32 protein-coding genes are annotated in these 20,403 nt (G+C 66.8%); all 32 read right to left on the bottom strand.

Annotation, left to right across the window (positions count from 1 at the left end; translation table 11 throughout):
- Window positions 1–215 precede the first annotated feature (215 nt).
- On the bottom strand, window positions 216–785 hold the full coding sequence (rplQ, locus tag M3190_RS11955; RefSeq protein WP_251581836.1) for a 50S ribosomal protein L17: 570 nt from the start codon (window positions 783–785) through the stop codon (window positions 216–218).
- Between the two features lie 56 nt (window positions 786–841).
- Window positions 842–1,831: a DNA-directed RNA polymerase subunit alpha gene (locus M3190_RS11950; RefSeq protein WP_251581834.1), complete on the bottom strand. Its 990-nt coding sequence runs from the start codon at window positions 1,829–1,831 to the stop codon at window positions 842–844.
- Window positions 1,832–1,948: 117 nt separating this feature from the next.
- The gene (gene rpsK / locus M3190_RS11945; RefSeq protein ID WP_018171470.1) at window positions 1,949–2,347 is read right to left on the bottom strand and encodes a 30S ribosomal protein S11; all 399 of its coding nucleotides are present in this window, start codon (window positions 2,345–2,347) and stop codon (window positions 1,949–1,951) included.
- Between the two features lie 34 nt (window positions 2,348–2,381).
- Entirely contained in the window at window positions 2,382–2,756 is a 375-nt protein-coding gene (gene rpsM, locus M3190_RS11940; RefSeq protein WP_251581832.1) for a 30S ribosomal protein S13, read from the bottom strand.
- A gap of 148 nt (window positions 2,757–2,904) precedes the next feature.
- Window positions 2,905–3,021 (bottom strand): 50S ribosomal protein L36, encoded by a 117-nt coding sequence (rpmJ, locus tag M3190_RS11935; RefSeq protein ID WP_005050492.1) that lies wholly within the window; start codon window positions 3,019–3,021, stop codon window positions 2,905–2,907.
- Window positions 3,022–3,087: 66 nt separating this feature from the next.
- Entirely contained in the window at window positions 3,088–3,309 is a 222-nt protein-coding gene (infA, locus tag M3190_RS11930; protein ID WP_017201569.1) for a translation initiation factor IF-1, read from the bottom strand.
- A 139-nt stretch (window positions 3,310–3,448) separates the two neighbouring features.
- The gene (locus M3190_RS11925) at window positions 3,449–4,126 is read right to left on the bottom strand and encodes a DsbA family protein (RefSeq protein WP_251581825.1); all 678 of its coding nucleotides are present in this window, start codon (window positions 4,124–4,126) and stop codon (window positions 3,449–3,451) included.
- A gap of 13 nt (window positions 4,127–4,139) precedes the next feature.
- The gene (map, locus tag M3190_RS11920) at window positions 4,140–4,973 is read right to left on the bottom strand and encodes a type I methionyl aminopeptidase (RefSeq protein WP_251581816.1); all 834 of its coding nucleotides are present in this window, start codon (window positions 4,971–4,973) and stop codon (window positions 4,140–4,142) included.
- A complete protein-coding gene (locus tag M3190_RS11915; RefSeq protein WP_251581814.1) occupies window positions 4,973–5,566 on the bottom strand; it encodes an adenylate kinase in 594 nt (197 codons plus the stop codon). The genes map and M3190_RS11915 overlap by 1 nt, the downstream gene beginning before the upstream one ends.
- The gene (secY, locus tag M3190_RS11910) at window positions 5,563–6,888 is read right to left on the bottom strand and encodes a preprotein translocase subunit SecY (RefSeq protein ID WP_064003319.1); all 1,326 of its coding nucleotides are present in this window, start codon (window positions 6,886–6,888) and stop codon (window positions 5,563–5,565) included. The genes M3190_RS11915 and secY overlap by 4 nt, the downstream gene beginning before the upstream one ends.
- Window positions 6,889–6,988: 100 nt before the next feature.
- A complete protein-coding gene (gene rplO, locus M3190_RS11905) occupies window positions 6,989–7,549 on the bottom strand; it encodes a 50S ribosomal protein L15 (protein ID WP_251581812.1) in 561 nt (186 codons plus the stop codon).
- Window positions 7,549–7,734, bottom strand: coding sequence for a 50S ribosomal protein L30 (rpmD, locus tag M3190_RS11900; RefSeq protein ID WP_020098644.1), 186 nt, complete (start codon window positions 7,732–7,734; stop codon window positions 7,549–7,551). Before rpmD ends, rplO begins: the two co-directional genes overlap by 1 nt.
- Window positions 7,734–8,414, bottom strand: coding sequence for a 30S ribosomal protein S5 (rpsE, locus tag M3190_RS11895; protein WP_439958034.1), 681 nt, complete (start codon window positions 8,412–8,414; stop codon window positions 7,734–7,736). Before rpsE ends, rpmD begins: the two co-directional genes overlap by 1 nt.
- Window positions 8,411–8,770, bottom strand: coding sequence for a 50S ribosomal protein L18 (gene rplR / locus M3190_RS11890; protein ID WP_251581810.1), 360 nt, complete (start codon window positions 8,768–8,770; stop codon window positions 8,411–8,413). Before rplR ends, rpsE begins: the two co-directional genes overlap by 4 nt.
- Window positions 8,771–8,772: 2 nt before the next feature.
- A complete protein-coding gene (gene rplF, locus M3190_RS11885; protein ID WP_251581808.1) occupies window positions 8,773–9,309 on the bottom strand; it encodes a 50S ribosomal protein L6 in 537 nt (178 codons plus the stop codon).
- A gap of 6 nt (window positions 9,310–9,315) precedes the next feature.
- Entirely contained in the window at window positions 9,316–9,714 is a 399-nt protein-coding gene (gene rpsH / locus M3190_RS11880; RefSeq protein ID WP_064003323.1) for a 30S ribosomal protein S8, read from the bottom strand.
- Window positions 9,715–9,848: 134 nt separating this feature from the next.
- A complete protein-coding gene (gene rplE / locus M3190_RS11875; protein WP_251581806.1) occupies window positions 9,849–10,439 on the bottom strand; it encodes a 50S ribosomal protein L5 in 591 nt (196 codons plus the stop codon).
- A 2-nt stretch (window positions 10,440–10,441) separates the two neighbouring features.
- Complete coding sequence (rplX, locus tag M3190_RS11870) at window positions 10,442–10,801, bottom strand: 50S ribosomal protein L24 (protein WP_064003325.1); 360 nt, start codon at window positions 10,799–10,801, stop codon at window positions 10,442–10,444.
- A 2-nt stretch (window positions 10,802–10,803) separates the two neighbouring features.
- A complete protein-coding gene (gene rplN / locus M3190_RS11865) occupies window positions 10,804–11,172 on the bottom strand; it encodes a 50S ribosomal protein L14 (RefSeq protein WP_064003326.1) in 369 nt (122 codons plus the stop codon).
- Between the two features lie 3 nt (window positions 11,173–11,175).
- Window positions 11,176–11,508: a 30S ribosomal protein S17 gene (gene rpsQ / locus M3190_RS11860; protein WP_251581804.1), complete on the bottom strand. Its 333-nt coding sequence runs from the start codon at window positions 11,506–11,508 to the stop codon at window positions 11,176–11,178.
- Window positions 11,508–11,822 carry a 50S ribosomal protein L29 gene (gene rpmC, locus M3190_RS11855; protein WP_018187344.1) on the bottom strand — a complete coding sequence of 105 codons (315 nt, stop codon included), beginning with the start codon at window positions 11,820–11,822 and terminating at the stop codon, window positions 11,508–11,510. Before rpmC ends, rpsQ begins: the two co-directional genes overlap by 1 nt.
- On the bottom strand, window positions 11,822–12,241 hold the full coding sequence (gene rplP, locus M3190_RS11850; RefSeq protein ID WP_064003327.1) for a 50S ribosomal protein L16: 420 nt from the start codon (window positions 12,239–12,241) through the stop codon (window positions 11,822–11,824). The genes rpmC and rplP overlap by 1 nt, the downstream gene beginning before the upstream one ends.
- Window positions 12,241–12,996 carry a 30S ribosomal protein S3 gene (gene rpsC / locus M3190_RS11845; RefSeq protein WP_064003328.1) on the bottom strand — a complete coding sequence of 252 codons (756 nt, stop codon included), beginning with the start codon at window positions 12,994–12,996 and terminating at the stop codon, window positions 12,241–12,243. Before rpsC ends, rplP begins: the two co-directional genes overlap by 1 nt.
- Window positions 12,996–13,394 carry a 50S ribosomal protein L22 gene (gene rplV, locus M3190_RS11840; protein ID WP_064003329.1) on the bottom strand — a complete coding sequence of 133 codons (399 nt, stop codon included), beginning with the start codon at window positions 13,392–13,394 and terminating at the stop codon, window positions 12,996–12,998. Before rplV ends, rpsC begins: the two co-directional genes overlap by 1 nt.
- Window positions 13,395–13,434: 40 nt before the next feature.
- Entirely contained in the window at window positions 13,435–13,716 is a 282-nt protein-coding gene (gene rpsS, locus M3190_RS11835; protein WP_018187348.1) for a 30S ribosomal protein S19, read from the bottom strand.
- A gap of 12 nt (window positions 13,717–13,728) precedes the next feature.
- The gene (rplB, locus tag M3190_RS11830; protein ID WP_251581802.1) at window positions 13,729–14,568 is read right to left on the bottom strand and encodes a 50S ribosomal protein L2; all 840 of its coding nucleotides are present in this window, start codon (window positions 14,566–14,568) and stop codon (window positions 13,729–13,731) included.
- A gap of 24 nt (window positions 14,569–14,592) precedes the next feature.
- Window positions 14,593–14,892 (bottom strand): 50S ribosomal protein L23, encoded by a 300-nt coding sequence (gene rplW / locus M3190_RS11825; protein ID WP_251581800.1) that lies wholly within the window; start codon window positions 14,890–14,892, stop codon window positions 14,593–14,595.
- Window positions 14,889–15,551, bottom strand: a complete 663-nt coding sequence (gene rplD, locus M3190_RS11820) for a 50S ribosomal protein L4 (protein WP_251581798.1) — start codon at window positions 15,549–15,551, stop codon at window positions 14,889–14,891. Before rplD ends, rplW begins: the two co-directional genes overlap by 4 nt.
- A 2-nt stretch (window positions 15,552–15,553) precedes the next feature.
- Complete coding sequence (gene rplC / locus M3190_RS11815; protein WP_248170017.1) at window positions 15,554–16,213, bottom strand: 50S ribosomal protein L3; 660 nt, start codon at window positions 16,211–16,213, stop codon at window positions 15,554–15,556.
- Between the two features lie 11 nt (window positions 16,214–16,224).
- Entirely contained in the window at window positions 16,225–16,533 is a 309-nt protein-coding gene (gene rpsJ, locus M3190_RS11810; protein WP_018171443.1) for a 30S ribosomal protein S10, read from the bottom strand.
- 360 nt (window positions 16,534–16,893) lie between these two features.
- A complete protein-coding gene (locus M3190_RS11805; protein WP_251581796.1) occupies window positions 16,894–18,411 on the bottom strand; it encodes a sugar transferase in 1,518 nt (505 codons plus the stop codon).
- Between the two features lie 205 nt (window positions 18,412–18,616).
- Window positions 18,617–20,398 (bottom strand): DUF4012 domain-containing protein, encoded by a 1,782-nt coding sequence (locus M3190_RS11800; protein ID WP_251581794.1) that lies wholly within the window; start codon window positions 20,396–20,398, stop codon window positions 18,617–18,619.
- Between the last annotated feature and the right edge of the window lie 5 nt (window positions 20,399–20,403).

Raw genomic sequence — 20,403 nt, 5'->3', positions numbered from 1 at the left:
TTCACCGGCGCCGGCTCGTCCGCCCCCAGGCTGTGGTGTCCACATCATGTGCTCGCGACGAGAACACATGTCGTGACCGGTACGCAGCGTGTGCACTCGTTCTGAGCACATGATGTCGACGCCAGACGCGAAGCCCGCTGGGCGTCGCGCGGGCACGAGAAAGGGCCCGCCCCGAAACGGGGGCGGGCCCTCGGATTCCCTCCGAAGAGGGAGCCTTACTTGGCCTCGTCGGCCTTCTCGTCCTCGGACGCGACGGCGTCCTCGGCGGTGGCTTCGGCAGCGGCGCCCTCCTCGGGCGACTCGGCGCCGGCGTCGGCGGCGTCCTCAGCGGGCGTCTCGACCTCGGTCTCCTCGGCAGCGGGCTCCTCAGCGGCCGGCGCAGCGGCAGCCGGAGCAGCCTTCTTCGACGACTTCGCCTTGGGGGTGACGGGCTCGAGGACGAGCTCGATCACGGCCATGGGCGCGTTGTCACCCTTGCGGTTGCCGACCTTGGTGATGCGGGTGTAGCCACCCTCACGCTCGGCGACCAGCGGCGCGATCTCGGCGAAGAGCTCGTGCACGACGGACTTGTCGCCGATGACCGACAGGACGCGGCGGCGGGCGTGCAGGTCGCCGCGCTTGGCGAACGTCACCAGGCGCTCGGCGAACGGACGCAGGCGCTTGGCCTTGGTCTCGGTCGTGGTGATCGACTTGTGCGTGAACAGCGCGGCAGCGAGGTTCGCAAGCAGAAGACGCTCGTGGGCGGGGCCGCCGCCGAGGCGGGCACCCTTCGTGGGCTTGGGCATGTCAATTACTCCTGGAAAGAAATTCAGTCAGTGGACCGGGGCGAACCGGAGTCCGCTCAGACGGTCTCGTCGTCGTAGCCGCCGTAGAAGTGCGCACCGTCGAACCCGGGGACCGAGTCCTTCAGCGACAGGCCGAGCGAGACGAGCTTGTCCTTGACCTCGTCGACCGACTTCTGACCGAAGTTGCGGATGTTCATGAGCTGCGTCTCCGAGAGGGCGACGAGCTCGGACACCGTGTTGATGCCCTCGCGCTTGAGGCAGTTGTACGACCGGACCGACAGGTCGAGGTCCTCGATGGGCATCGAGAGCTCGTTGGTCAGGACCTCGGCGACCGGTGCGGGACCGATCTCGATGCCCTCGGCCTCGACGTTCAGCTCGCGGGCGAGACCGAACAGCTCGACCAGCGTGCGACCGGCCGACGCGACGGCGTCGCGGGGGCTGATCGAGGACTTGGTCTCGACGTCCAGGACGAGCTTGTCGAAGTCGGTGCGCTCACCGGCACGGGTGGCGTCGACGCGGTAGCTGACCTTGAGGACCGGCGAGTAGATCGAGTCGATCGGGATCTGACCGGCCTCGGCGTACTCGTTGCGGTTCTGCGTGGCCGAGACGTAGCCGCGGCCGCGCTCGATCGTCAGCTCGAGCTCGAACTTCGCCGAGTCGTTGAGCGTCGCGATGACCAGCTCGGGGTTGTGGACCTCGACACCCGCCGGAGCGGAGATGTCGGCGGCCGTGACCTCGCCGGCGCCCGTCTTGCGCAGGTACGCGGTGATGGGCTCGTCGCGCTCGCTGGAGACCACCAGCTGCTTGATGTTGAGGATGATCTCGGTGACATCCTCCTTGACACCCGGGACGGTGCTGAACTCGTGCAGCACGCCGTCGATGCGGATGCTGGTGACCGCGGCACCCGGGATCGACGACAGCAGGCTGCGGCGCAGCGCGTTGCCGATCGTGTAGCCGAAGCCCGGCTCGAGGGGCTCGATGACGAATCGGCTGCGGAAGTCGCCGACCTTCTCCTCGGTCAGAGTGGGACGCTGTGCAATGAGCACTATGTGTTCCTTTCAGTCACGTGACCGCTATATGACACGTGCAGTTGGTGAAGTGTTGAGTTGTGTCCGGGATGCCGGGGCGCGACCCACGTCGCGACTCCCGGCATCCGTCGAGGATCAGACGCGGCGGCGCTTCGGGGGGCGGCAGCCGTTGTGTGCCTGGGGCGTGACGTCCTGGATCGAACCGACCTCGAGGCCGGCAGCGGTCAGCGAACGGATCGCGGTCTCGCGGCCCGAGCCGGGGCCCTTGACGAAGACGTCGACCTTCTTGACGCCGTGCTCCTGCGCCTGACGCGCAGCGGACTCGGCGGCCATGCCGGCGGCGTACGGGGTCGACTTGCGCGAGCCCTTGAAGCCGACGCCACCCGAGGAGGCCCAGCTGATGACTGCACCCGAGGGGTCGGTGATCGAGACGATCGTGTTGTTGAACGTCGACTTGATGTGGGCCTGGCCCAGCGCGATGTTCTTCTTCTCCTTGCGGCGCGGCTTGCGCGCAGCGGACTTGGCCTGTGCCATGTGAGTGTTCTCCTAAACCTGTGGCGGCGGCGCTTTAGCGCGCCTTCTTCTTGCCGGCGACGGTGCGCTTGGGACCCTTGCGGGTACGCGCGTTGGTCTTCGTGCGCTGGCCGCGCACGGGCAGGCCGCGACGGTGGCGGATACCCTCGTACGAGCCGATCTCGACCTTGCGGCGGATGTCTGCGGCGACCTCGCGGCGCAGGTCACCCTCCACCTTGTAGGTGCCTTCGATGTGGTCGCGGAGGGCGACCAGCTGCTCGTCGGTGAGGTCCTTGACGCGGATCGACTCGTCGATGCCGGTCGAGCTGAGGATCTCGACGGAGCGGGTACGGCCGATGCCGTAGATGTAGGTGAGGGCGATCACCACGCGCTTGTCGCGCGGGATGTCAACGCCGGCAAGACGTGCCATGCGATGTCTCCTAGGAGTGAGTGGAGGTGTGGAGCAGGATCGGTGCCCGGGCCTCCGACCCGAGGTGTCCCCCGCTGCGCGGGTTCTGATCCTGCCGAGATGTGTTCAGTTGTGAGCCTGCGAGGCCGCGCCGGAACGCGGCATCCCATCAGCCCTGGCGCTGCTTGTGACGCGGGTTCGACTTGCAGATGACCATGACGCGACCGTGGCGGCGGATGACCTTGCAGTGGTCGCAGATGGGCTTGACGGAGGGGTTGACCTTCATGATTTTCCTGATTCGCTGTCTTCGCCGACGCACACGGGTGTGCGAGGCGTTACTTCTCGACCGGTCTCAGCGGTAGCGGTAGACGATGCGACCGCGCGTGAGGTCGTAAGGCGAGAGCTCCACGACGACGCGGTCTTCGGGGATGATGCGGATGTAGTTCTGCCGCATCTTTCCGGAGATCGTGGCCAGGACCTTGTGACCGTTGCTCAGCTCGACGCGGAACATCGCGTTCGGGAGAGCCTCGGAGATCACGCCCTCGATCTCGATAACACCGTCTTTCTTCGCCATACGCTCGCTTACAGTTGGCAGACCGGTCGGTCTGCGGTGAGTGGGGATTGTGGTGACACGCCGAAGCAGGCGCAACGCACCAAAGATTTAGTGTACGTGATATCGGACGGACCCGCCACTCGGCGTGTCGCCTCGGAGCTCAGCGTGCGGACAGACGCGAGACGATGTCGGCCTGCGGGTCGTAGGTGACGGGGACGAGCTCATCGTTGACGACGAGCGTGGGCGTTCCGGTGGCGCCTTCGGGCAGCTCCTGCGACTGGGCGAAGCTCATGTACTCGTGGTCTGTGATCGACTTCTCGAGGCTGGCCGTCATGTCGACGCCCGCGTCCTTCGCGATCTGGATGAGCTCATCGTCGGTCAGACCCGGTGTCTGCTCCTGGGGCCGGTTGTCCCACAGTGCCCGGAAGAAGGCGTACGCGTTGTCCGGGTCGGCCTCGGCGACGGCGTACATGGCGGATGCCGCACGGCTCGAGTACTCCGTTCCCTGCGAGAGCCGGTCGAGGATCGTGACGGGGTGCACCTCGAGCGTGATGCTGCCGTCATCCACGAGACCCGAGATGGTCTTGCCCTCGGTCTCCTCGAACTGACCGCAGTAGGGGCACATGAAGTCCACGTAGGTCGCGACGGTGTCGGGTCCGTCGCCGAAGGTGATCGCCCCCGTCTCGCGATCGATGCCGCTGCCCTGCGGGACGGGGCCCGGGTCCGACGCCTGGGTGTTCAACACCGCGACCACCGCCACGACACCCGCGAGGACCGCGACCACCGCGACGCTGACCCAGATCGCGAACCAGTTGGTCTTGCCGGTGGCCGTCGCCATGTGCGTATCCTCCTCAGGAGATCGGTGTGGGGGTGACGCCGAATGCCGCGAGCCCCGCGGCGCCGCCGTCGGGGGCGGTCAGCACCCAGATCCCTCCATCGTGCACCGCGACGCTATGTTCCCAATGGGAGCCGTCCTGACCGTCGACGGTGCTGACGGTCCAGTCGTCGTCCTCGACCAGGGTCGCCTCGTCGCCGGCGACGATCATGGGCTCGATCGCGACGCACAGCCCCGGGCGCACCTCCGGCCCGAGGTCCGCGACACGGTAGTTGAACACGGTCGGGCCCTCGTGCATCTTGCGGCCGATCCCGTGACCGACGTAGTCGCGGAGGATACCGTAGCCCTCCCCCGAGGCCTCGACATAGGTCTGCACCGCGTCGCCGATCTCGCCGACGCGCGAGGCGGATGCGAGCGCCGCGATACCGGCCCACAGCGAACCCTCGGTCACGTCGGAGAGTCGCTGACGACGCTCGACGAGCTCGGGGCGGTCGGGATCGGGCACGACGATCGTGATCGCCGAATCGCCGTTCCACCCTTCGAACTGCGCGCCGCAGTCGATGGAGACGATGTCACCCGGCTCGAGGACCCGGTCGCCGGGGATGCCGTGGACGACTTCCTGATTCACCGAGATGCACGTCGTGTGGTGGTACCCGCGGACGAGCTGGAAGTTCGACTCGGCGCCGCGGGCGAGGATCGTGCGCTCCGCGATCGCGTCGAGCTCCGCGGTGGTCGCACCGGCGCGGACAGCGGGACGCACGGCATCCAGCGCCGCGGCGGTGATGAGACCCGGCTCGACCATCGCGCGCAGCTGCGCGGGCGTCTTGTAGATGGAGCGGCGGAAGACCATCAGGCCGTGATGCCGCGCGCCGTGAGCGCTGCGGTGATGCGCGCCGTGATCTCGTCGAGCGATCCGACGCCGTCGATCTCGTCGACGATGCCACGCTCGCGGTACACGTCGAGGATCGGCGCCGTCTCGGACTCGTAGATCGAGAGTCGCTTCGCGATCGACTCCTCGTTGTCGTCGGCGCGGCCCTGCTCGGCGGCGCGGCGCGAGAGGCGGGCGATCGACTCGTCCCGCGGGACCGACAGCTCGATGACCGCGGTCAGCGGCTCGCCTCGACCGTCGAGGAACGCGTCGAGGTGACCGACCTGCGCGAGGTTGCGCGGGTATCCGTCGAGCAGGAAACCGTGCGCGGCATCCTCCTGCGACAGCCGGTCGCGGACGATCTCGCTCGTCAGCTCGTCGGGCACGAGGTCGCCGGCGTCGATGATCGCCTTGACCTTGAGACCGAGGTCGGTGCCGTCCTTCACGTTGGCGCGGAAGACGTCGCCGGTGGAGACGGTCGGGATGCCAAGGAGGCCGGCGATCCGAGCCCCCTGCGTCCCCTTGCCCGAGCCCTGCGGGCCGATGATCAGGAGGCGGGCGGGGGTCTGCGTCATCGGAGGAGTCCTTCGTAGTGGCGCTGCTGAAGCTGGGCGTCGATCTGCTTCACGGTCTCGAGACCGACACCGACGATGATGAGGATCGACGCGCCACCGAACGGGAAGTTCTGGTTGGCACCGACCGTCGCGAGAGCCAGGAGCGGGAGCAGGGCGATGAGGCCCAGGTAGATGGAACCCGGCAGGGTGATGCGGGTGAGGACGTAGTCCAGGTACTCCGCGGTGGGACGACCCGCGCGGATGCCGGGGATGAACCCGCCGTACTTCTTCATGTTGTCGGCGACCTCGACCGGGTTGAACGTGATCGCGACGTAGAAGTAGGTGAACCCGATGATGAGCAGGAAGTAGACCGCCATGTAGAGCGGGTGGTCGCCGTTGACGAAGTTCGCCTGGATCCACGAGACCCAGCCGGGGACGCTGCCGTCCGCCGCCGGGTTGGCGTTGAACTGCGCGATGAGCGCGGGGATGTAGAGGAGCGACGAGGCGAAGATGACGGGCACGACGCCGGCCATGTTCACCTTGATCGGGATGTACGTGTTGCTGCCCCCGAGGGTGCGGCGGCCGACCATGCGCTTGGCGTACTGCACCGGGATGCGGCGCTGCGACTGCTCGACGAAGACGACGAGGGCGACGGTGGCGATGCCGACGGCGAGCACGAGGAGGAAGATCTCGAAGCTGCGGGCGACGGCGATGCTCCACAGGGCCGACGGGAAGGTCGCCGCGATGGAGGTGAAGATGAGGAGCGACATGCCGTTGCCGATGCCGCGCTCGGTGACGAGCTCCGCCATCCACATGATGAGGCCGGTGCCGGCGGTCAGCGTGACGATCATGAGGAGCTGCGCCCACCACGCCTCGTCGGTGAGGAGTTGCTGGCACTCGGCGACGCCGGTGATGCCGAAGAGCTGTCCGGAACGGGCGACCGTGACGAGGGTCGTCGACTGCAGCAGAGCGAGGGCGATCGTCAGATAGCGCGTGTACTGGGTGAGCTTGGCCTGGCCGGCTTGGCCCTCCTTGTACAGGGTCTCGAAGTGAGGGATCACCACGCGGAGGAGCTGCACGATGATCGTGCCGGTGATGTAGGGCATGACGCCGAGCGCAAAGATCGACAGCTGCAGCAGCGCGCCACCAGAGAACAGGTTGACCAGCGAGAGCAGTCCCTCGGTCGACCCGGACTGGTCGAGACAGGTCTTCACGTTCGGGAAGTCCACGAACGGAGCCGGGATGTGCGCGCCGAATCGGTAGATGGCGATGATGCCGAGCGTGAAACCGATCTTCCGACGGAGATCCGGAGTGCGGAAGACCCGCGCGATGGCGCTGAACAAAGGGATTTCCTCCAGTGGGATGCCGGGCGCGCCGAGGCACGCCGCATTCCAACATACGGCAACAGGGGCCGGAGGTTATCCTCCGGCCCCTGGCACGTGATTACTTGATCGAGCCGCCGGCGGCAACGATCTTCTGCTCGGCCGAACCCGAGACCTTGTCGACGGAGACCGTCAGCGCGACCGAGATGTCGCCGGTGCCGAGCACCTTGACCTTCTCGTTCTTGCGGACGGCGCCCTTGGCGACGAGGTCGGTCACGGTGACGTCGCCACCGTTGGGGTAGAGCTCCGCGAGCTTGTCGAGGTTGACCACCTGGTACTCGACGCGGAACGGGTTCTTGAACCCGCGCAGCTTCGGCGTACGCATGTGGAGGGGCATCTGCCCACCCTCGAAGCCCACCTTGACCTGGTAACGAGCCTTCGTACCCTTGGTACCGCGGCCCGACGTCTTACCCTTCGAGCCCTCACCGCGACCGACACGGGTCTTCGCGACGTTGGCGCCGGGGACCGGACGCAGGTGGTGGACCTTCAGCACGCCGGGGCGCGCCGCATCCTTCTTCGGGGCAGCCTTGTCGGCGGCGGGCTTGGCCGCAGCCTTCCGGGTTGCCGGCTTCTTGGCCTTGGGCTCGACGGTCTCGACCGTCTCGTCCTTCTTCTCAGCCATCAGTCGATCTCCTCAACCTTCACGAGGTGCGCGACGGTCTTGATGTAGCCGCGCGTCTGCGCGTCATCCGGACGAACGACCGAGTCGTTGATCCGCTTCAGACCGAGCGAACGCAGCGTGTCACGCTGGTTCTGCTTCTCGCTCACCTTGGACTTGACCTGGGTCACCTTCAGACGAGCAGCCATCATGCACCCACCTTTGCAGCCTTGGCAGCGTCAGCCTCGGCACGGACCAGACGCGCGGGCGCGACCTGGTCGAAGTCGAGACCACGACGAGCGGCGACGGCGCGCGGCTCTTCGAGCGACTTCAGCGCCGCGACGGTCGCGTGCACGATGTTGATCGTGTTCGACGAACCCAGCGACTTCGACAGCACATCGTGGATGCCTGCGCACTCGAGGACGGCGCGGACCGGGCCACCCGCGATAACACCGGTACCGGCAGCAGCCGGACGGAGCAGCACAACACCGGCAGCAGCCTCACCCTGGACGGGGTGCGGGATGCTGGAGCCGACACGCGGCACGCGGAAGAAGTTGCGCTTGGCCTCTTCGACACCCTTCGAGATGGCGAGGGGGACCTCACGCGCCTTGCCGTAGCCGACACCGACGAGTCCGTTGCCATCGCCCACGACGACGAGCGCCGTGAAGCTGAAGCGACGACCGCCCTTGACGACCTTGGACACGCGGTTGATCGTGACGACACGCTCCAGGAACTGGTTGTCGCCGCGGTCGCGCGAGTTGCGGTCGCGGGTCTGGCTGCGCTCGCGGCCACCGCGACGCGGCTCGCGCTCGCGCTCGGCGGGCGCCTCGGCCGCAGCCGCAGCGGGCTGCTCGGTCGCGGTCACTTCGTTCTCCTTGTTCTCGGTCACAGGTTCAGACCTCCTTCGCGAGCGCCGTCGGCGATCGCAGCGACGCGGCCCGCGTAGCGGTTGCCGCCACGGTCGAAGACGACCGTGTCGATGCCGGCAGCCTTCGCACGCTCAGCGACGAGCTCGCCGACCTTGCGGGCCTTGGCGGTCTTGTCACCCTCGAACGTGCGCAGGTCGACCTCGAGGGTGGAGGCCGATGCGACGGTGAAGCCCTTGCTGTCGTCGACCAGCTGGACGAAGACGTGGCGGGCGGAACGGGTCACGACGAGACGCGGACGCGCCTCGGTGCCCACGATCTTCTTGCGAAGACGGGCGTGACGACGCGAACGTGCGTCGGACTTCGACTTCAGAGCCATGGTTACTTACCACTCTTTCCGGCCTTGCGGCGAACGACCTCGCCCGCGTACCGCACACCCTTGCCCTTGTAGGGCTCGGGCTTGCGGATCTTGCGGATGTTGGCGGCTGCCTCGCCGACGGCCTGCTTCGAGATACCGGCGACGGTGAGCTTGTTGTTGCCCTCGACGGTGAGCGTGATGCCCTCCGGAGCCTCGACCAGGACGGGGTGCGAGAAGCCGAGAGCGAACTCGACCGCCGTGCCCTTCTGAGCGACGCGGTAACCGGTGCCGACGACCTCGAGGCCCTTGGTGTAGCCCTGGGTCACGCCGATGATGTTGTTGTTGATGAGGGTGCGGGTGAGCCCGTGGAGAGCACGCGACTCGCGCTCATCGTCGGGGCGCGAGACCAGAACCTGGTTCTCCTCGACCTTGACCTCGATGGGCTGCGCCACGGTGAGGTTCAGCTCACCCTTGGGGCCCTTGACGGCGACGTCCTGGCCGTTGACCGAAACGGTCACGCCGGCGGGGATGTCGATGGGAAGACGTCCAATACGCGACATGTCAGATCACCACACGTAGGCGAGGACTTCCCCGCCGACGCCCTTCTGCTCGGCCTGGCGGTCCGTGAGGAGGCCAGAGGAGGTGGACAGGATCGCGACGCCGAGGCCACCGAGGACCTTGGGAAGCTCGTTCGACTTCGCGTACACACGGAGACCGGGCTTCGAGACGCGCTTGATGCCGGCGATCGACCGCTCGCGGTTCGGGCCGTACTTCAGGGTCAGGGTGAGGGTCTGGCCGACACGCGCGTCGGAGACCTCCCAGCCGGAGATGTAGCCCTCCTGCTGGAGGATCTCGGCGATGTGCGTCTTGAGCTTCGAGCTCGGCAGCGCGACGGTGTCGTGGTGCGCGGAGTTCGCGTTGCGCAGACGGGTCAGCATGTCTGCGACCGGGTCTGTCATCGTCATAGGTGTTGTCCTTTAGTCATGAGGTTTCGACTGCCGTTACACGACAGGCGACCTTCTATGAATGAGCGATATTCAGTTGTGCAGTCGTTCGGCCCCGGAGCACGCCCCGAGGCCGAACGATCGATCTTATCGGATCACGCCTGAGCGTCAGCCGACTTGAACGGGAAGCCCAGGTGCTTCAGGAGCGCCCGACCCTCGTCATCCGTCTTCGCCGTCGTGACGATGGTGATGTCGAAACCGCGGACGCGGTCGATCTTGTCCTGGTTGATCTCGTGGAACACGGACTGCTCCTGGAGACCGAAGGTGTAGTTGCCGTTGCCGTCGAACTGCGTGGCCGACAGTCCGCGGAAGTCGCGGATGCGGGGCAGGGCGAGGTTGACGAGGCGGTCGACGAACTCCCACGCGCGGTCACCGCGGAGGGTGACGTGGGCGCCGATGGCCTGGCCCTCACGCAGCTTGAACTGCGCGATGGACTTGCGGGCCTTGGTGACGACCGGCTTCTGGCCGGTGATCTTGGTGAGGTCGTCGACCGCACCATCGATCACCTTGCTGTCGCGCGCAGCCTCACCGACACCGGTGTTGACGACGACCTTGACGAGACCGGGGATCTGCATGACGTTGGCGTAGCCGAACTCGTCCTGCAGAGCCTTCTTGATCTCGCTCTGGTACTTCTGCTTCAGGCGGGGCTGGATCTTGCCAGCCTCCGCGGCAGTTGCGTTGCTCATGTTCAGAGGTCCTTGCCGCTCTTCTTGGCGTAGCGGACGCGGACGGTGCGCTTGACGCCGTCCTTCGTCTGCTCCTCGACGCGGTGGCCGACACGGGTCGGCTTCTTGGTCGACGGGTCGACCAGCGCCACGTTGGAGATGTGGATCGGGGCTTCCATCGTCTCGATGCCGCCCGTCTTGGTGCCGCGCTGCGACTGGCCGACGCGGGTGTGCTTGGTGACGTAGTTCACGCCCTCCACCACGACGCGGTTCTGCTCGACGAGGACCTCGAGGACCTTGCCCTGCTTGCCGCGGTCGCCGCCCTTGTCCTGCTTACGGCCACTGATGACCTGAACCAGGTCACCCTTCTTGATGTGCGCCATGATCAGATGACCTCCGGTGCCAGCGAGACGATCTTCATGAACTTCTTGTCGCGAAGCTCACGGCCGACCGGGCCGAAGATGCGGGTGCCGCGGGGCTCCCCGTCGTTCTTCAGGATGACGGCGGCGTTCTCGTCGAACTTGATGTACGAACCGTCGGGACGACGGGTCGACTTGACGGTGCGGACGATGACGGCCTTGACCACATCGCCCTTCTTGACGTTGCCGCCCGGGATCGCGTCCTTGACGGTCGCCACGATGACGTCCCCGACGCCCGCGTAACGGCGGTTGGAACCACCGAGGACACGGATCGTGAGGAGCTCCTTGGCGCCGGTGTTGTCGGCGACCTTGAGGCGAGACTCGTTCTGGATCATTGCTTACTTCGCCTTCTCGAGAATCTCGACCAGGCGCCAGCGCTTGGTGGCGCTGAGCGGACGGGTCTCGTTGATGAGGACGAGGTCGCCGATGCCGGCGGTGTTCTGCTCGTCGTGAGCCTTGACCTTCGACGTGCGGCGGATGACCTTGCCGTAGAGGGGGTGCTTCACGCGGTCCTCGACCTCGACGACGATCGTCTTGTCCATCTTGTCGCTGACGACGTAGCCACGGCGGGCCTTGCGGTACCCACGGGCGTTGACGTCGCGGACGTCGTGCTCGGCGGACTCGTGACCGGCGGCCACGGGCGCCGCAGCGGCATCCTTCTTCTCAGCCATCACTCGGCCTCTTCCTTCGCGGCCTCAGCGGACTCGTCCGCCTTCTTGGCCTTGCTCTTCTTCGCCTTGGTGGCCGTCTCGACCGGGGCGGGGGTGGCACGGATGCCGAGCTCCCGCTCGCGGATGACGGTGTAGAGCCGCGCGATGTCGCGCTTGACCGCACGGATGCGGCCGTGGCTCTCGAGCTGGCCGGTGGCCGACTGGAAGCGCAGGTTGAACAGCTCTTCCTTGGCCTTGCGCAGCTCCTCCACGAGGCGCTGGTCTTCGAACGTGTCCAGCTCGCTCGGGGCGAGCGTCTTGGTGCCGACGGCCATTACGCGTCGCCCTCCTCGCGCTTGATGATGCGTGCCTTGAGCGGCAGCTTGTGGATGGCACGGGTCAGGGCCTCGCGAGCGAGCTGCTCGTTGACGCCCGCGACCTCGAAGAGGACGCGACCCGGCTTGACGTTGGCGACCCACCACTCCGGCGAACCCTTACCGGAACCCATGCGGGTTTCGGCCGGCTTCTTGGTGAGCGGACGGTCGGGGTAGATGTTGATCCACACCTTTCCACCACGCTTGATGTGACGCGTCATGGCGATACGAGCGGACTCGATCTGACGGTTCGTCACGTAGGCGGGCGTGAGGGCCTGGATGCCGAACTCACCGAACGTGACCGCGGTGCCGCCGGTGGCGGCGCCGTCACGCTTCGGGTGGTGCTGCTTGCGGTACTTGACCTTGCGGGGAATAAGCATCAGGCAGACGCTCCTTCTGCGACGGGGGCCTCGCTGCGCGGGCCACGGCGACGGTCGCCACCGCGGTCGTCACGGCGTGACTTCGGCGCGTTGGCCTGCTCGCGAGCGAGCTCCTTGTTGGTGAGGTCGCCCTTGTAGATCCAGACCTTCACGCCGATGCGGCCGAAGGTGGTCTTCGCCTCGTAGAAGCCGTAGTCGATGTTCGCGCGGAGGGTGTGCAGGGGCACACGGCCTTCACGGTAGAACTCCGACCGGCTCATCTCGGCGCCGCCGAGGCGGCCGGAGACCTGGATGCGGACGCCCTTGGCACCGGCGCGCTGCGCACCCTGCAGGCCCTTGCGCATCGCGCGGCGGAAGGCCACACGTGCGGAGAGCTGCTCGGCGATGCCCTGCGCGACCAGCTGAGCGTCGGCCTCGGGGTTCTTGACCTCGAGGATGTTCAGCTGGATCTGCTTGCCGGTGAGCTTCTCGAGGTCGGCGCGGATGCGCTCGGCCTCGGCGCCGCGGCGGCCGATCACGATGCCCGGACGGGCGGTGTGGATGTCGACGCGAACGCGGTCACGCGTGCGCTCGATCTCGATGTTGCTCACGCCGGCACGGTCGAGCGACGTCGTCAGGAGGCGACGGATCTTGACGTCCTCCGCCACATAGTCGGCGTAGCGCTGCCCGGGCTTGGTGGAGTCCGAGAACCAACGCGACACGTGGTCGGTGGTGATGCCGAGGCGGAAGCCGTACGGGTTGACCTTCTGTCCCATTACTTGCTCGCCTTCTTGGTCTGGGCAGCCGGGGCGGACTCGGCGACCTCGGGGGTCGAGAGCACGACCGTGATGTGGCTGGTGCGCTTCTTGATCTGGAACGCGCGACCCTGGGCGCGGGGCTGGAAACGCTTGAGCGTCGTGCCCTCGTCCACGTACGCGTTCTTCACGTACAGGTCCTGCTCGTCCAGGAACTCGTTGTCCTTGTCGGCCTTCACACGAGCGTTCGCGACCGCAGCGGCCACGAGCTTGTAGATGGGCTCGCTGGCACCCTGGGGAGCGAACTTCAGGATGGCGAGTGCCTCCTGAGCCTGCTTGCCCTTGATGAGCGCGACGACACGACGAGCCTTCTGAGGGGTCACGCGGATGTGCTTCACGCGTGCGATGGATTCCACCATTTGTACTCCTCCTCTTCCTCTCTCTGAGAGCGTCGCCGCGTCAGCGGCGACGGCCCTTCTTGTCGTCCTTCTCGTGGCCGCGGAAGGTGCGGGTGGGCGCGAACTCGCCCAGCTTGTGACCGACCATGGTCTCGGACACGAACACGGGGATGTGCTTGCGTCCGTCGTGCACGGCGATCGTGTGACCCAGCATCGCCGGGATGATCATCGAACGACGCGACCAGGTCTTGATGACGTTCTTGGTACCGGCTTCGTTCTGCGAGACGACCTTGCGAAGCAGGTGCTCGTCGACGAAGGGGCCCTTCTTAAGGCTGCGAGGCATCTTCCTCTACTCCTACTTCCGCTTCTTGCCGGCGTTGCGACGGCGAACGATCAACTTGTCGCTTTCCTTGTTGGGGTGCCGGGTACGACCCTCGGCCTGGCCCCAAGGAGTGACGGGGTGACGTCCACCGGAGGTCTTACCCTCACCACCACCGTGCGGGTGGTCGACCGGGTTCATGGCGACACCGCGGACGGTCGGGCGGATGCCCTTCCAGCGGTTACGGCCGGCCTTGCCCCAGTTGATGTTGGACTGCTCGGCGTTGCCGACCTCGCCGATGGTGGCGCGGCAGCGCGCGTCGACGTTGCGGATCTCACCCGAGGGCAGACGCAGCTGCGCGTACGGGCCGTCCTTCGCCACGAGGCGGACGGACGCACCGGCCGAGCGCGCCATCTTCGCGCCGCCACCGGGACGGAGCTCGATGGCGTGGATGACCGTACCGGTCGGGATGTTGCGCAGCGGCAGGTTGTTGCCGGGCTTGATGTCGGCGCCGGCACCCGACTCGACGATGTCACCCTGCGACAGCTTGTTCGGGGCGAGGATGTACCGCTTCTCGCCGTCGACGTAGTGCAGCAGCGCGATGCGCGCGGTGCGGTTGGGGTCGTACTCGATGTGAGCGACCTTGGCGTTGATCCCGTCCTTGTCGTTGCGACGGAAGTCGATCACGCGGTACTGGCGCTTGTGGCCACCACCGATGTGACGGGTCGTGATGCGGCCCTGGTTGTTGCGACCACCGGTCTTCGCCAGCGGGCGAAGGAGCGACTTCTCGGGCGTCGACCGCGTGATCTCAGCGAAGTCGGCGACCGACGAACCGCGACGACCCGGGGTCGTGGGCTTGTACTTGCGAATAGCCATGTCTCTAGTCCTCTATCCCAGCTGTCAGCCGACGGCCGTGAAGATGTCGATGGTGCCCGACTTCAGGCTCACGATGGCGCGCTTGGTGTCCTTGCGCTTACCGGTGCCGAAGCGGGTGCGGCGGGCCTTGCCCGGGCGGTTGAGCGTGTTCACCGACGCGACCTTGACGCCGAAGATCTTCTCGATGGCGAGCTTGATCTCGGTCTTGGTGGCGCGCGGGTCCACGAGGAACGTGTACTTGCCCTCGTCGATGAGCCCGTAGCTCTTCTCGGAGACGACCGGCTTCAGGATGATGTCGCGCGGGTCCTTGTTGATGGCGGTCATGCCGAGACCTCCTCGGTGGCGCCGGCCTTCGCAGCGACGAACGCGTCGTAGGCCGCCTTGGTGAAGACGATGTCGTCGGAGACGAGAACGTCGTAGGCGTTGAGCTGGTCGAACGTGAGCACGTGGACGTACGCGAGGTTGCGGACGCTCTTGATGCTCAGCTCGTCATCACGGGTGATGACGACCATGACGTTCTTGGTGGGGGCGAGCTGACCCAGGACCGCAGCAGCGGCCTTGGTCGACGGCGCGCCCTCGATGCCGAACGAGTCGATGACGTGCAGACGCCCGCCGCGAGCCCGGTCGCTGAGCGCGCCCAGCAGGGCGGCGGCGACCATCTTCTTGGGGGTGCGCTGCGAGTAGTTGCGCGGCTTCGGTCCGTGGACGATGCCACCACCGGTCATGTGCGGCGCGCGGATCGAGCCCTGACGGGCGTTACCCGTGCCCTTCTGCTTGAAGGGCTTGCGGCCGGCACCGGAGACCTCACCGCGACGCTTGGTCGAGTGGGTGCCCTGGCGAGCCGCCGCGAGCTGCGCGACGACGACCTGGTGGATGAGGGGGATGTTCGTCTTGACGTCGAACAGTGCGGCGGGCAGCTCCACGGAGCCGGCCTTCTTGCCGTCTGCCTTCACGACGTCGAGCGCGAGAGTCGAGTCAGCCATGATCAGGCACCCTTCACTGCGTTGCGGACGTAGACGATGCGGCCACGAGCACCGGGGACGGCGCCCTTGACGAGCAGCAGACCCTTCTCGGCGTCGACGGCGTGCACCGTGAGGTTGAGGACGGTCACGCGCTCGCCACCCATACGGCCGGCCATGCGCATGCCCTTGAAGACGCGGCTCGGGGTCGACGATGCGCCGATCGAACCGGGCTTGCGGTGGTTGCGGTGCGCACCGTGCGAAGCCGAGACGCCCTTGAAGTTGTGGCGCTTCATGACACCCGCGGTGCCCTTGCCCTTGCTGGTGCCGACGACGTCGACCAGCTGGCCGGCCTCGAAGGTCGCGTCGACGGTGAGCTCCTGACCGAGTGAGTAGTCAGCGGCATCCGCCGTACGCACCTCGGTGAGGTGGCGACGCGGGGTCACACCAGCGGCCTCGAAGTGAGCCGTCTGGGGCTTGTTGACCTTGCGGGGGTCGATCTGGCCGTAAGCGATCTGCACGGCGTTGTAGCCGTCGCGCTCGGGCGTGCGCACCTGGGTCACCACGTTGGGGGCGACTTCGATGACGGTGACGGGAACGACCTTGCCGTTCTCGTCCCAGACCTGGGTCATGCCGAGCTTGGTGCCCAGCAGGCCCTTGGAAACCTTGGAGTTGATGTCAGCCATGATGATCGACCTCAGAGCTTGATCTCGATGTTGACGTCGGCCGGGAGGTCGAGACGCATCAGCGAGTCGACGGCCTTGGGCGTCGGGTCGATGATGTCGATGAGGCGCTTGTGGGTGCGCATCTCGAAGTGCTCGCGGCTGTCCTTGTACTTGTGGGGCGAACGGATGACTGCGATCACGTTCTTCTCGGTCGGAAGGGGCACGGGGCCTACGACCGTCGCGCCCGCACGGGTCACGGTGTCGACGATTTTGCGTGCCGACGAGTCGATGACCTCGTGGTCATACGACTTCAGGCGAATGCGGATCTTCTGTCCCGCCATTGTCTGCTCACTCTCTTTCTCGCGTCGTACCTCGGGGGCATTGGACGCACGGGGCGCTTGCGCGCCGGGCACTTCTCCCCGCCCGAAGGCGAGGAATCCGTCACCGCTGTTCTGATGTCAGTCCGCAGGAGACCTGCGGCATCCGCTCCCCTTCGCACGCACGCGTGCGGATCCGTTTCCGGATCGGGGTGTGGGGATGTGATGTTCTGCTGCCCGCGGCCTAGGCTTTCGGCCTATGCACTGCCCTGGCAGTGATCCCGCGCACAGCGCAGGAATGTGGAACCTGTACAGTCTACGTGCCGTTCGGGCGTGTCGCAAACCCGGGCGTGTCGCGCCCGGGAGTACGTTCCCCCGTCGGCCTCAGTGAGCTGTGCGGCCGGGGGCCACGACGGCGCTCAGAGTGCGGAACAGGATCTGGACGTCCTGCATGAACGACCAGTTCTCGACGTAGTAGAGGTCGAGGCGCAGGGCGTCCTCCCACGACAATGTGGAGCGCCCACTCACCTGCCAGAGCCCGCTCATCCCCGGCTTCACACGCAGCCGACGGTGGGCGGCGTCGTCGTAGAGGGCCACCTCCGCCGCGCGCTGGGGCCGCGGGCCGACGAGGCTCATGGTCCCCACGAGGACGTTGAACAGCTGCGGCAGCTCGTCGATCGAGTGCTTGCGGATGACCCGCCCGACCTTCGTGATGCGCGGGTCGTCGGCCACCTTGAAGAGCGGGCTGTCGCTGGTCCCCTGCAGATCGAGCAGGCTCGCGAGCTGGTCGTCGGCATCCGCCACCATCGAGCGGAACTTCAGCATGCCGAACTCGTCTCCGCCGAGCCCGACCCGCGGCTGACGGTAGATCACGCGGCCGGGCGTCTCGACGCGGATGGCGATCGCGGTGGCCAGCATCACCGGCGAGAACACCACGATGAGCACGAGGGAGCCGAACAGATCGAACGTGCGCTTCACGAACCGGCGCACGCCGTCGAGCCGGGGGAACTCGACGTGCACGAGCGGCAGGCCCGCCGCGGGACGGGAGTGGATGCGGGGACCCGCCACGTCGGTCAGCGCGGGTGCGACGACGAGGTTGCCGTTGCGGTCCGCCACGTCCCAGCCGAGCTGACGCATCATCTCGGGGTGCACCTCGTCGGCGCCGGCGATGATGATGGTGTCGGCGTCGGTGGCGTCCATCGCCTCGACCGCGTAGGCGAATCCGCCGACGACCGGGACGTCGCTGATGACCTGACGGCCACGGACGTCTGTCACGACACCCACGATGTCGAAGCCGGACGCCTCAGCTCGGCGGATGGCGCGGATGATGGAGCCGACCTTCGCCGGCTCGCCCAGCACGAGGGCACGGTAGACGTACTTCGAGCGACGCTGCTGGCCGCGAAGCCACAGGCGCCAGAGCCACCGGCTGAAGATCAGCGCGACCAGACCCACCGGCATGGCGACGAGGAAGAGGCTGCGCGACACCTCGATGCGCAGGAAGAAGGCGACCGCGACGAACAGCGCGAACACGGCAACCGTCGCGTTGACGATCCGGCGGTACTCCTGCTCACCCGCGCCGACGATGTTGCGATCGCGCGTCTCGAAGACACCCAGCGCGATGAGCCAGACGAGGCCGAGGAGGATCAGCGCCGCGACATAGGGGATGCGTGGCCCGCCGTCCCAGGTGACGTCGCGCCGCTCATCGGGCAGAACCAGGGTGAAGAAGCCGATGAGGACGACCGCGACGACGAGGATGTCGCTGTAGACGAGGCGCCCGGCGAATCGTGCCGGCCAGTCCCGCGAGGAGCGACGGGCCGGGACGACGACGGGCGCGCGATTGACCCGTCGATCCGAGCGACGGACGCGCGGTGCTGGCCGAGTCGCAGCCGTCCGCCTCAGCACGCGCCCGCCTCAGCCGACTCCGCGGAGGCTGCCGTCGACCGAGCCGACAGCGGCCGCAGCGCGGATCGGATCACGGAGGTCAGCCTTCCTGTCGACGTTGCAGCCAGGTCGCGCCCCTCAGCGCGGGAAGTCGCGCCTTCGACGACGTGTGCTGCAGATTCCCCCAGGATGCTACCAAACCGGGCACATTCGGCCAGGCGTTGGATCAATGGCACGTGTCGGTGACGGTCGTCTTCGTCTCATTGATCATGGGCGTCGTCCACAGCGACAGCGGACCGAATTCCCCGGTCCCGGTGAACGTCGCGGTGACGCTGAAGCTGCCGTCAGGGCGGAGCCGCGCCTGGAAGGGCTCGACGACGCGTCCGAGGTCCACGTTGCCCGTGCGGAATGCGGAAGCACCACCGGTGGTCTCGGCGGAGGCGAGCTCCATTCCCGGCGGCGCGTACATGTAGACCTGGGTCCCGAAGTACGCGGCGCGCTGGCTGCGGCTCTGGACATACCGCGGGAGCTCCTCGGCGTCCGCCTGGCTGATGTCGAGCGAGACCGTCGCGGTCGTGGTCAGGGTCGTGACGCCATCGGCGCAGGACATCGTGGATTCGACTGCAGTCTTCGTGTAGTAGTCGATCTTCGACGCCGACACGTTGCGGAAGAACACGCCGTTCACGGTCTCCTCAGCATTGTCGGTGGGCAGGATGCCGGACAGTCGACCCGACGCCGAGATCATCTTCTGGGTGTCCGGGTCCTCACTCCAGGCCAGGATGCTGCCGGCGTCGATGCTTTCGCCGATGGCCCAGAACATGTCCTTGATGTTGAAGTCGCCGCCGGCGATCTTCTCAAAGACCGCACTCGCGACGCCGGCGAAGAAGGCGTCCGACTTCAGATCCGGGTCGGTGTAGGGGTCCCACCACCGGTAGACGTCGCTGAGCAGCGTCGTGACGGCGTTCGTGTTGTCGAGCGTCTTCCCGTCGAGCTCGATGGGGCCGGTGGCGAGGAGGATGCGCTGAAGCGCGATCGGATCCACCGAGATCACGCCGTCGATGTGCGTGTCGTCGATGTCACGGTTCCAGAAGGCTTTCACCATCTCGGCAACTCCCGGCCAGTCCGGCTGGGACGGAGCCAGGTTGATATAGCTGCCGTACCTGCTGCCGTAGAGGGCCTTGGCAGACTCCGAGATGTCGAGATCGAGGGCCTCGCCCTCGACGAATGAGGCGCTGCTGGCCTGCCCCGCGATCTCGAGGTCGCCGTTATCGGCCGTAATGAGCGTCTGCGACGCAGAGCTGCCGCCGAGCGGCAGCGCCTCGGCGTTGTTCTGGAAGACCAGGAGGTAGTTCTGCTTCTCGTCCGCGCCGAGGAGCTTCGGCAGAAGCGTGAACATCGGTCCTGCGGCTCCGGCGACGTCGGAGACCTGATCGACGCCCGAACGGACGGGACCGATGAGGGCGTCGGATGCCGCGACATCCTTCAGCTCGGAGCTCAGCTTCGAGATCTCCGGGGCGGCGGCCTCGATCAGGGGCAGCGCGCGGGCGAGGATCTTGCCCTGGCCGTCCTCCTGCATCTCGAACACCGGACCGCCGACGTCGTTCGCGAACACGTCCAGGGTCTCGGCCGCCAGGCGAACGCCGCGAAGATTGTCACCCGCGCCCGGGATGAGCTCCGCCATGCGCCACACCGGGTCAGCCGCAGCACCAGCGGCATCCGCAGCCCCCGAGGACAGCTCCGGGATCGCATCGGAGACGCTGCCGCCGTCCTGGATGGAGCTGACGGCCGCCTGAGCCGACTCGAGACCGTTCTTCGCGATCACGACCTTGATCACCAGCCATACTGCGAGAGCGAGGAGGAGGATGACGACGATCAGGATCACGCGTCCGACGATGCGACCTCGCGAGGTCCTCGGGGTCGCGTCATCGGAGTCGTCGGGCGCGGCGGAACGTCCGGTCGCGGCCCGCTCGGCCGCTTCACGGGCGGCCCGTCGGGTCTCGGGAGGCATGGGTC

It is taken from the genome of Microbacterium oleivorans (assembly GCF_023715745.1).
GTDB lineage: Bacteria > Actinomycetota > Actinomycetes > Actinomycetales > Microbacteriaceae > Microbacterium > Microbacterium oleivorans_D.
This window is presented reverse-complemented; position numbering and strand designations above follow the sequence as displayed.

Excerpts from the sequence above, each read along its gene's own strand:
- rplX (WP_064003325.1), bottom strand. The coding sequence starts at position 10,801 with ATGGCGCACATCAAGAAGGGTGACCTGGTTCAGGTCATCAGTGGCCGT.
- rplV (WP_064003329.1), bottom strand. The coding sequence starts at position 13,394 with ATGGTGGAATCCATCGCACGCGTGAAGCACATCCGCGTGACCCCTCAG.
- map (WP_251581816.1), bottom strand. The coding sequence starts at position 4,973 with ATGGTCTTCCGCCGCTCCATCTACAAGACGCCCGCGCAGCTGCGCGCG.
- rplQ (WP_251581836.1), bottom strand. The coding sequence starts at position 785 with ATGCCCAAGCCCACGAAGGGTGCCCGCCTCGGCGGCGGCCCCGCCCAC.
- rpsH (WP_064003323.1), bottom strand. The coding sequence starts at position 9,714 with ATGACGATGACAGACCCGGTCGCAGACATGCTGACCCGTCTGCGCAAC.
- rpmD (WP_020098644.1), bottom strand. The coding sequence starts at position 7,734 with ATGGCTGCTCGTCTGAAGGTGACCCAGGTCAAGTCCAAGGTGAGCGAG.
- rplR (WP_251581810.1), bottom strand. The coding sequence starts at position 8,770 with ATGGCTCTGAAGTCGAAGTCCGACGCACGTTCGCGTCGTCACGCCCGT.
- rpsK (WP_018171470.1), bottom strand. The coding sequence starts at position 2,347 with ATGGCACAGGCCAAGTCCGCTGCGCGCAAGCCGCGCCGCAAGGAGAAG.
- rpsC (WP_064003328.1), bottom strand. The coding sequence starts at position 12,996 with ATGGGACAGAAGGTCAACCCGTACGGCTTCCGCCTCGGCATCACCACC.
- rplE (WP_251581806.1), bottom strand. The coding sequence starts at position 10,439 with ATGAGCAACGCAACTGCCGCGGAGGCTGGCAAGATCCAGCCCCGCCTG.
- rpsJ (WP_018171443.1), bottom strand. The coding sequence starts at position 16,533 with ATGGCGGGACAGAAGATCCGCATTCGCCTGAAGTCGTATGACCACGAG.
- rplN (WP_064003326.1), bottom strand. The coding sequence starts at position 11,172 with ATGATCCAGAACGAGTCTCGCCTCAAGGTCGCCGACAACACCGGCGCC.
- infA (WP_017201569.1), bottom strand. The coding sequence starts at position 3,309 with ATGGCGAAGAAAGACGGTGTTATCGAGATCGAGGGCGTGATCTCCGAG.
- M3190_RS11915 (WP_251581814.1), bottom strand. The coding sequence starts at position 5,566 with ATGACGCAGACCCCCGCCCGCCTCCTGATCATCGGCCCGCAGGGCTCG.
- rpmC (WP_018187344.1), bottom strand. The coding sequence starts at position 11,822 with ATGGCCGTCGGCACCAAGACGCTCGCCCCGAGCGAGCTGGACACGTTC.
- rplD (WP_251581798.1), bottom strand. The coding sequence starts at position 15,551 with ATGGCTGACTCGACTCTCGCGCTCGACGTCGTGAAGGCAGACGGCAAG.
- rplB (WP_251581802.1), bottom strand. The coding sequence starts at position 14,568 with ATGGCTATTCGCAAGTACAAGCCCACGACCCCGGGTCGTCGCGGTTCG.
- rpsS (WP_018187348.1), bottom strand. The coding sequence starts at position 13,716 with ATGCCTCGCAGCCTTAAGAAGGGCCCCTTCGTCGACGAGCACCTGCTT.
- rplF (WP_251581808.1), bottom strand. The coding sequence starts at position 9,309 with ATGTCGCGTATTGGACGTCTTCCCATCGACATCCCCGCCGGCGTGACC.
- rpsM (WP_251581832.1), bottom strand. The coding sequence starts at position 2,756 with ATGGCACGTCTTGCCGGCGTTGACATCCCGCGCGACAAGCGCGTGGTG.
- rplC (WP_248170017.1), bottom strand. The coding sequence starts at position 16,213 with ATGGCTGACATCAACTCCAAGGTTTCCAAGGGCCTGCTGGGCACCAAG.
- rplP (WP_064003327.1), bottom strand. The coding sequence starts at position 12,241 with ATGCTTATTCCCCGCAAGGTCAAGTACCGCAAGCAGCACCACCCGAAG.
- M3190_RS11800 (WP_251581794.1), bottom strand. The coding sequence starts at position 20,398 with ATGCCTCCCGAGACCCGACGGGCCGCCCGTGAAGCGGCCGAGCGGGCC.
- rplW (WP_251581800.1), bottom strand. The coding sequence starts at position 14,892 with ATGACCGCCATCAACAAGGACCCGCGCGACATCATCCTGAAGCCGGTC.
- rplO (WP_251581812.1), bottom strand. The coding sequence starts at position 7,549 with ATGGCTGAGAAGAAGGACGAGACGGTCGAGACCGTCGAGCCCAAGGCC.
- M3190_RS11925 (WP_251581825.1), bottom strand. The coding sequence starts at position 4,126 with ATGGCGACGGCCACCGGCAAGACCAACTGGTTCGCGATCTGGGTCAGC.
- rpsQ (WP_251581804.1), bottom strand. The coding sequence starts at position 11,508 with ATGGCTGAGAAGAAGGATGCCGCTGCGGCGCCCGTGGCCGCCGGTCAC.
- rpmJ (WP_005050492.1), bottom strand. The coding sequence starts at position 3,021 with ATGAAGGTCAACCCCTCCGTCAAGCCCATCTGCGACCACTGCAAGGTC.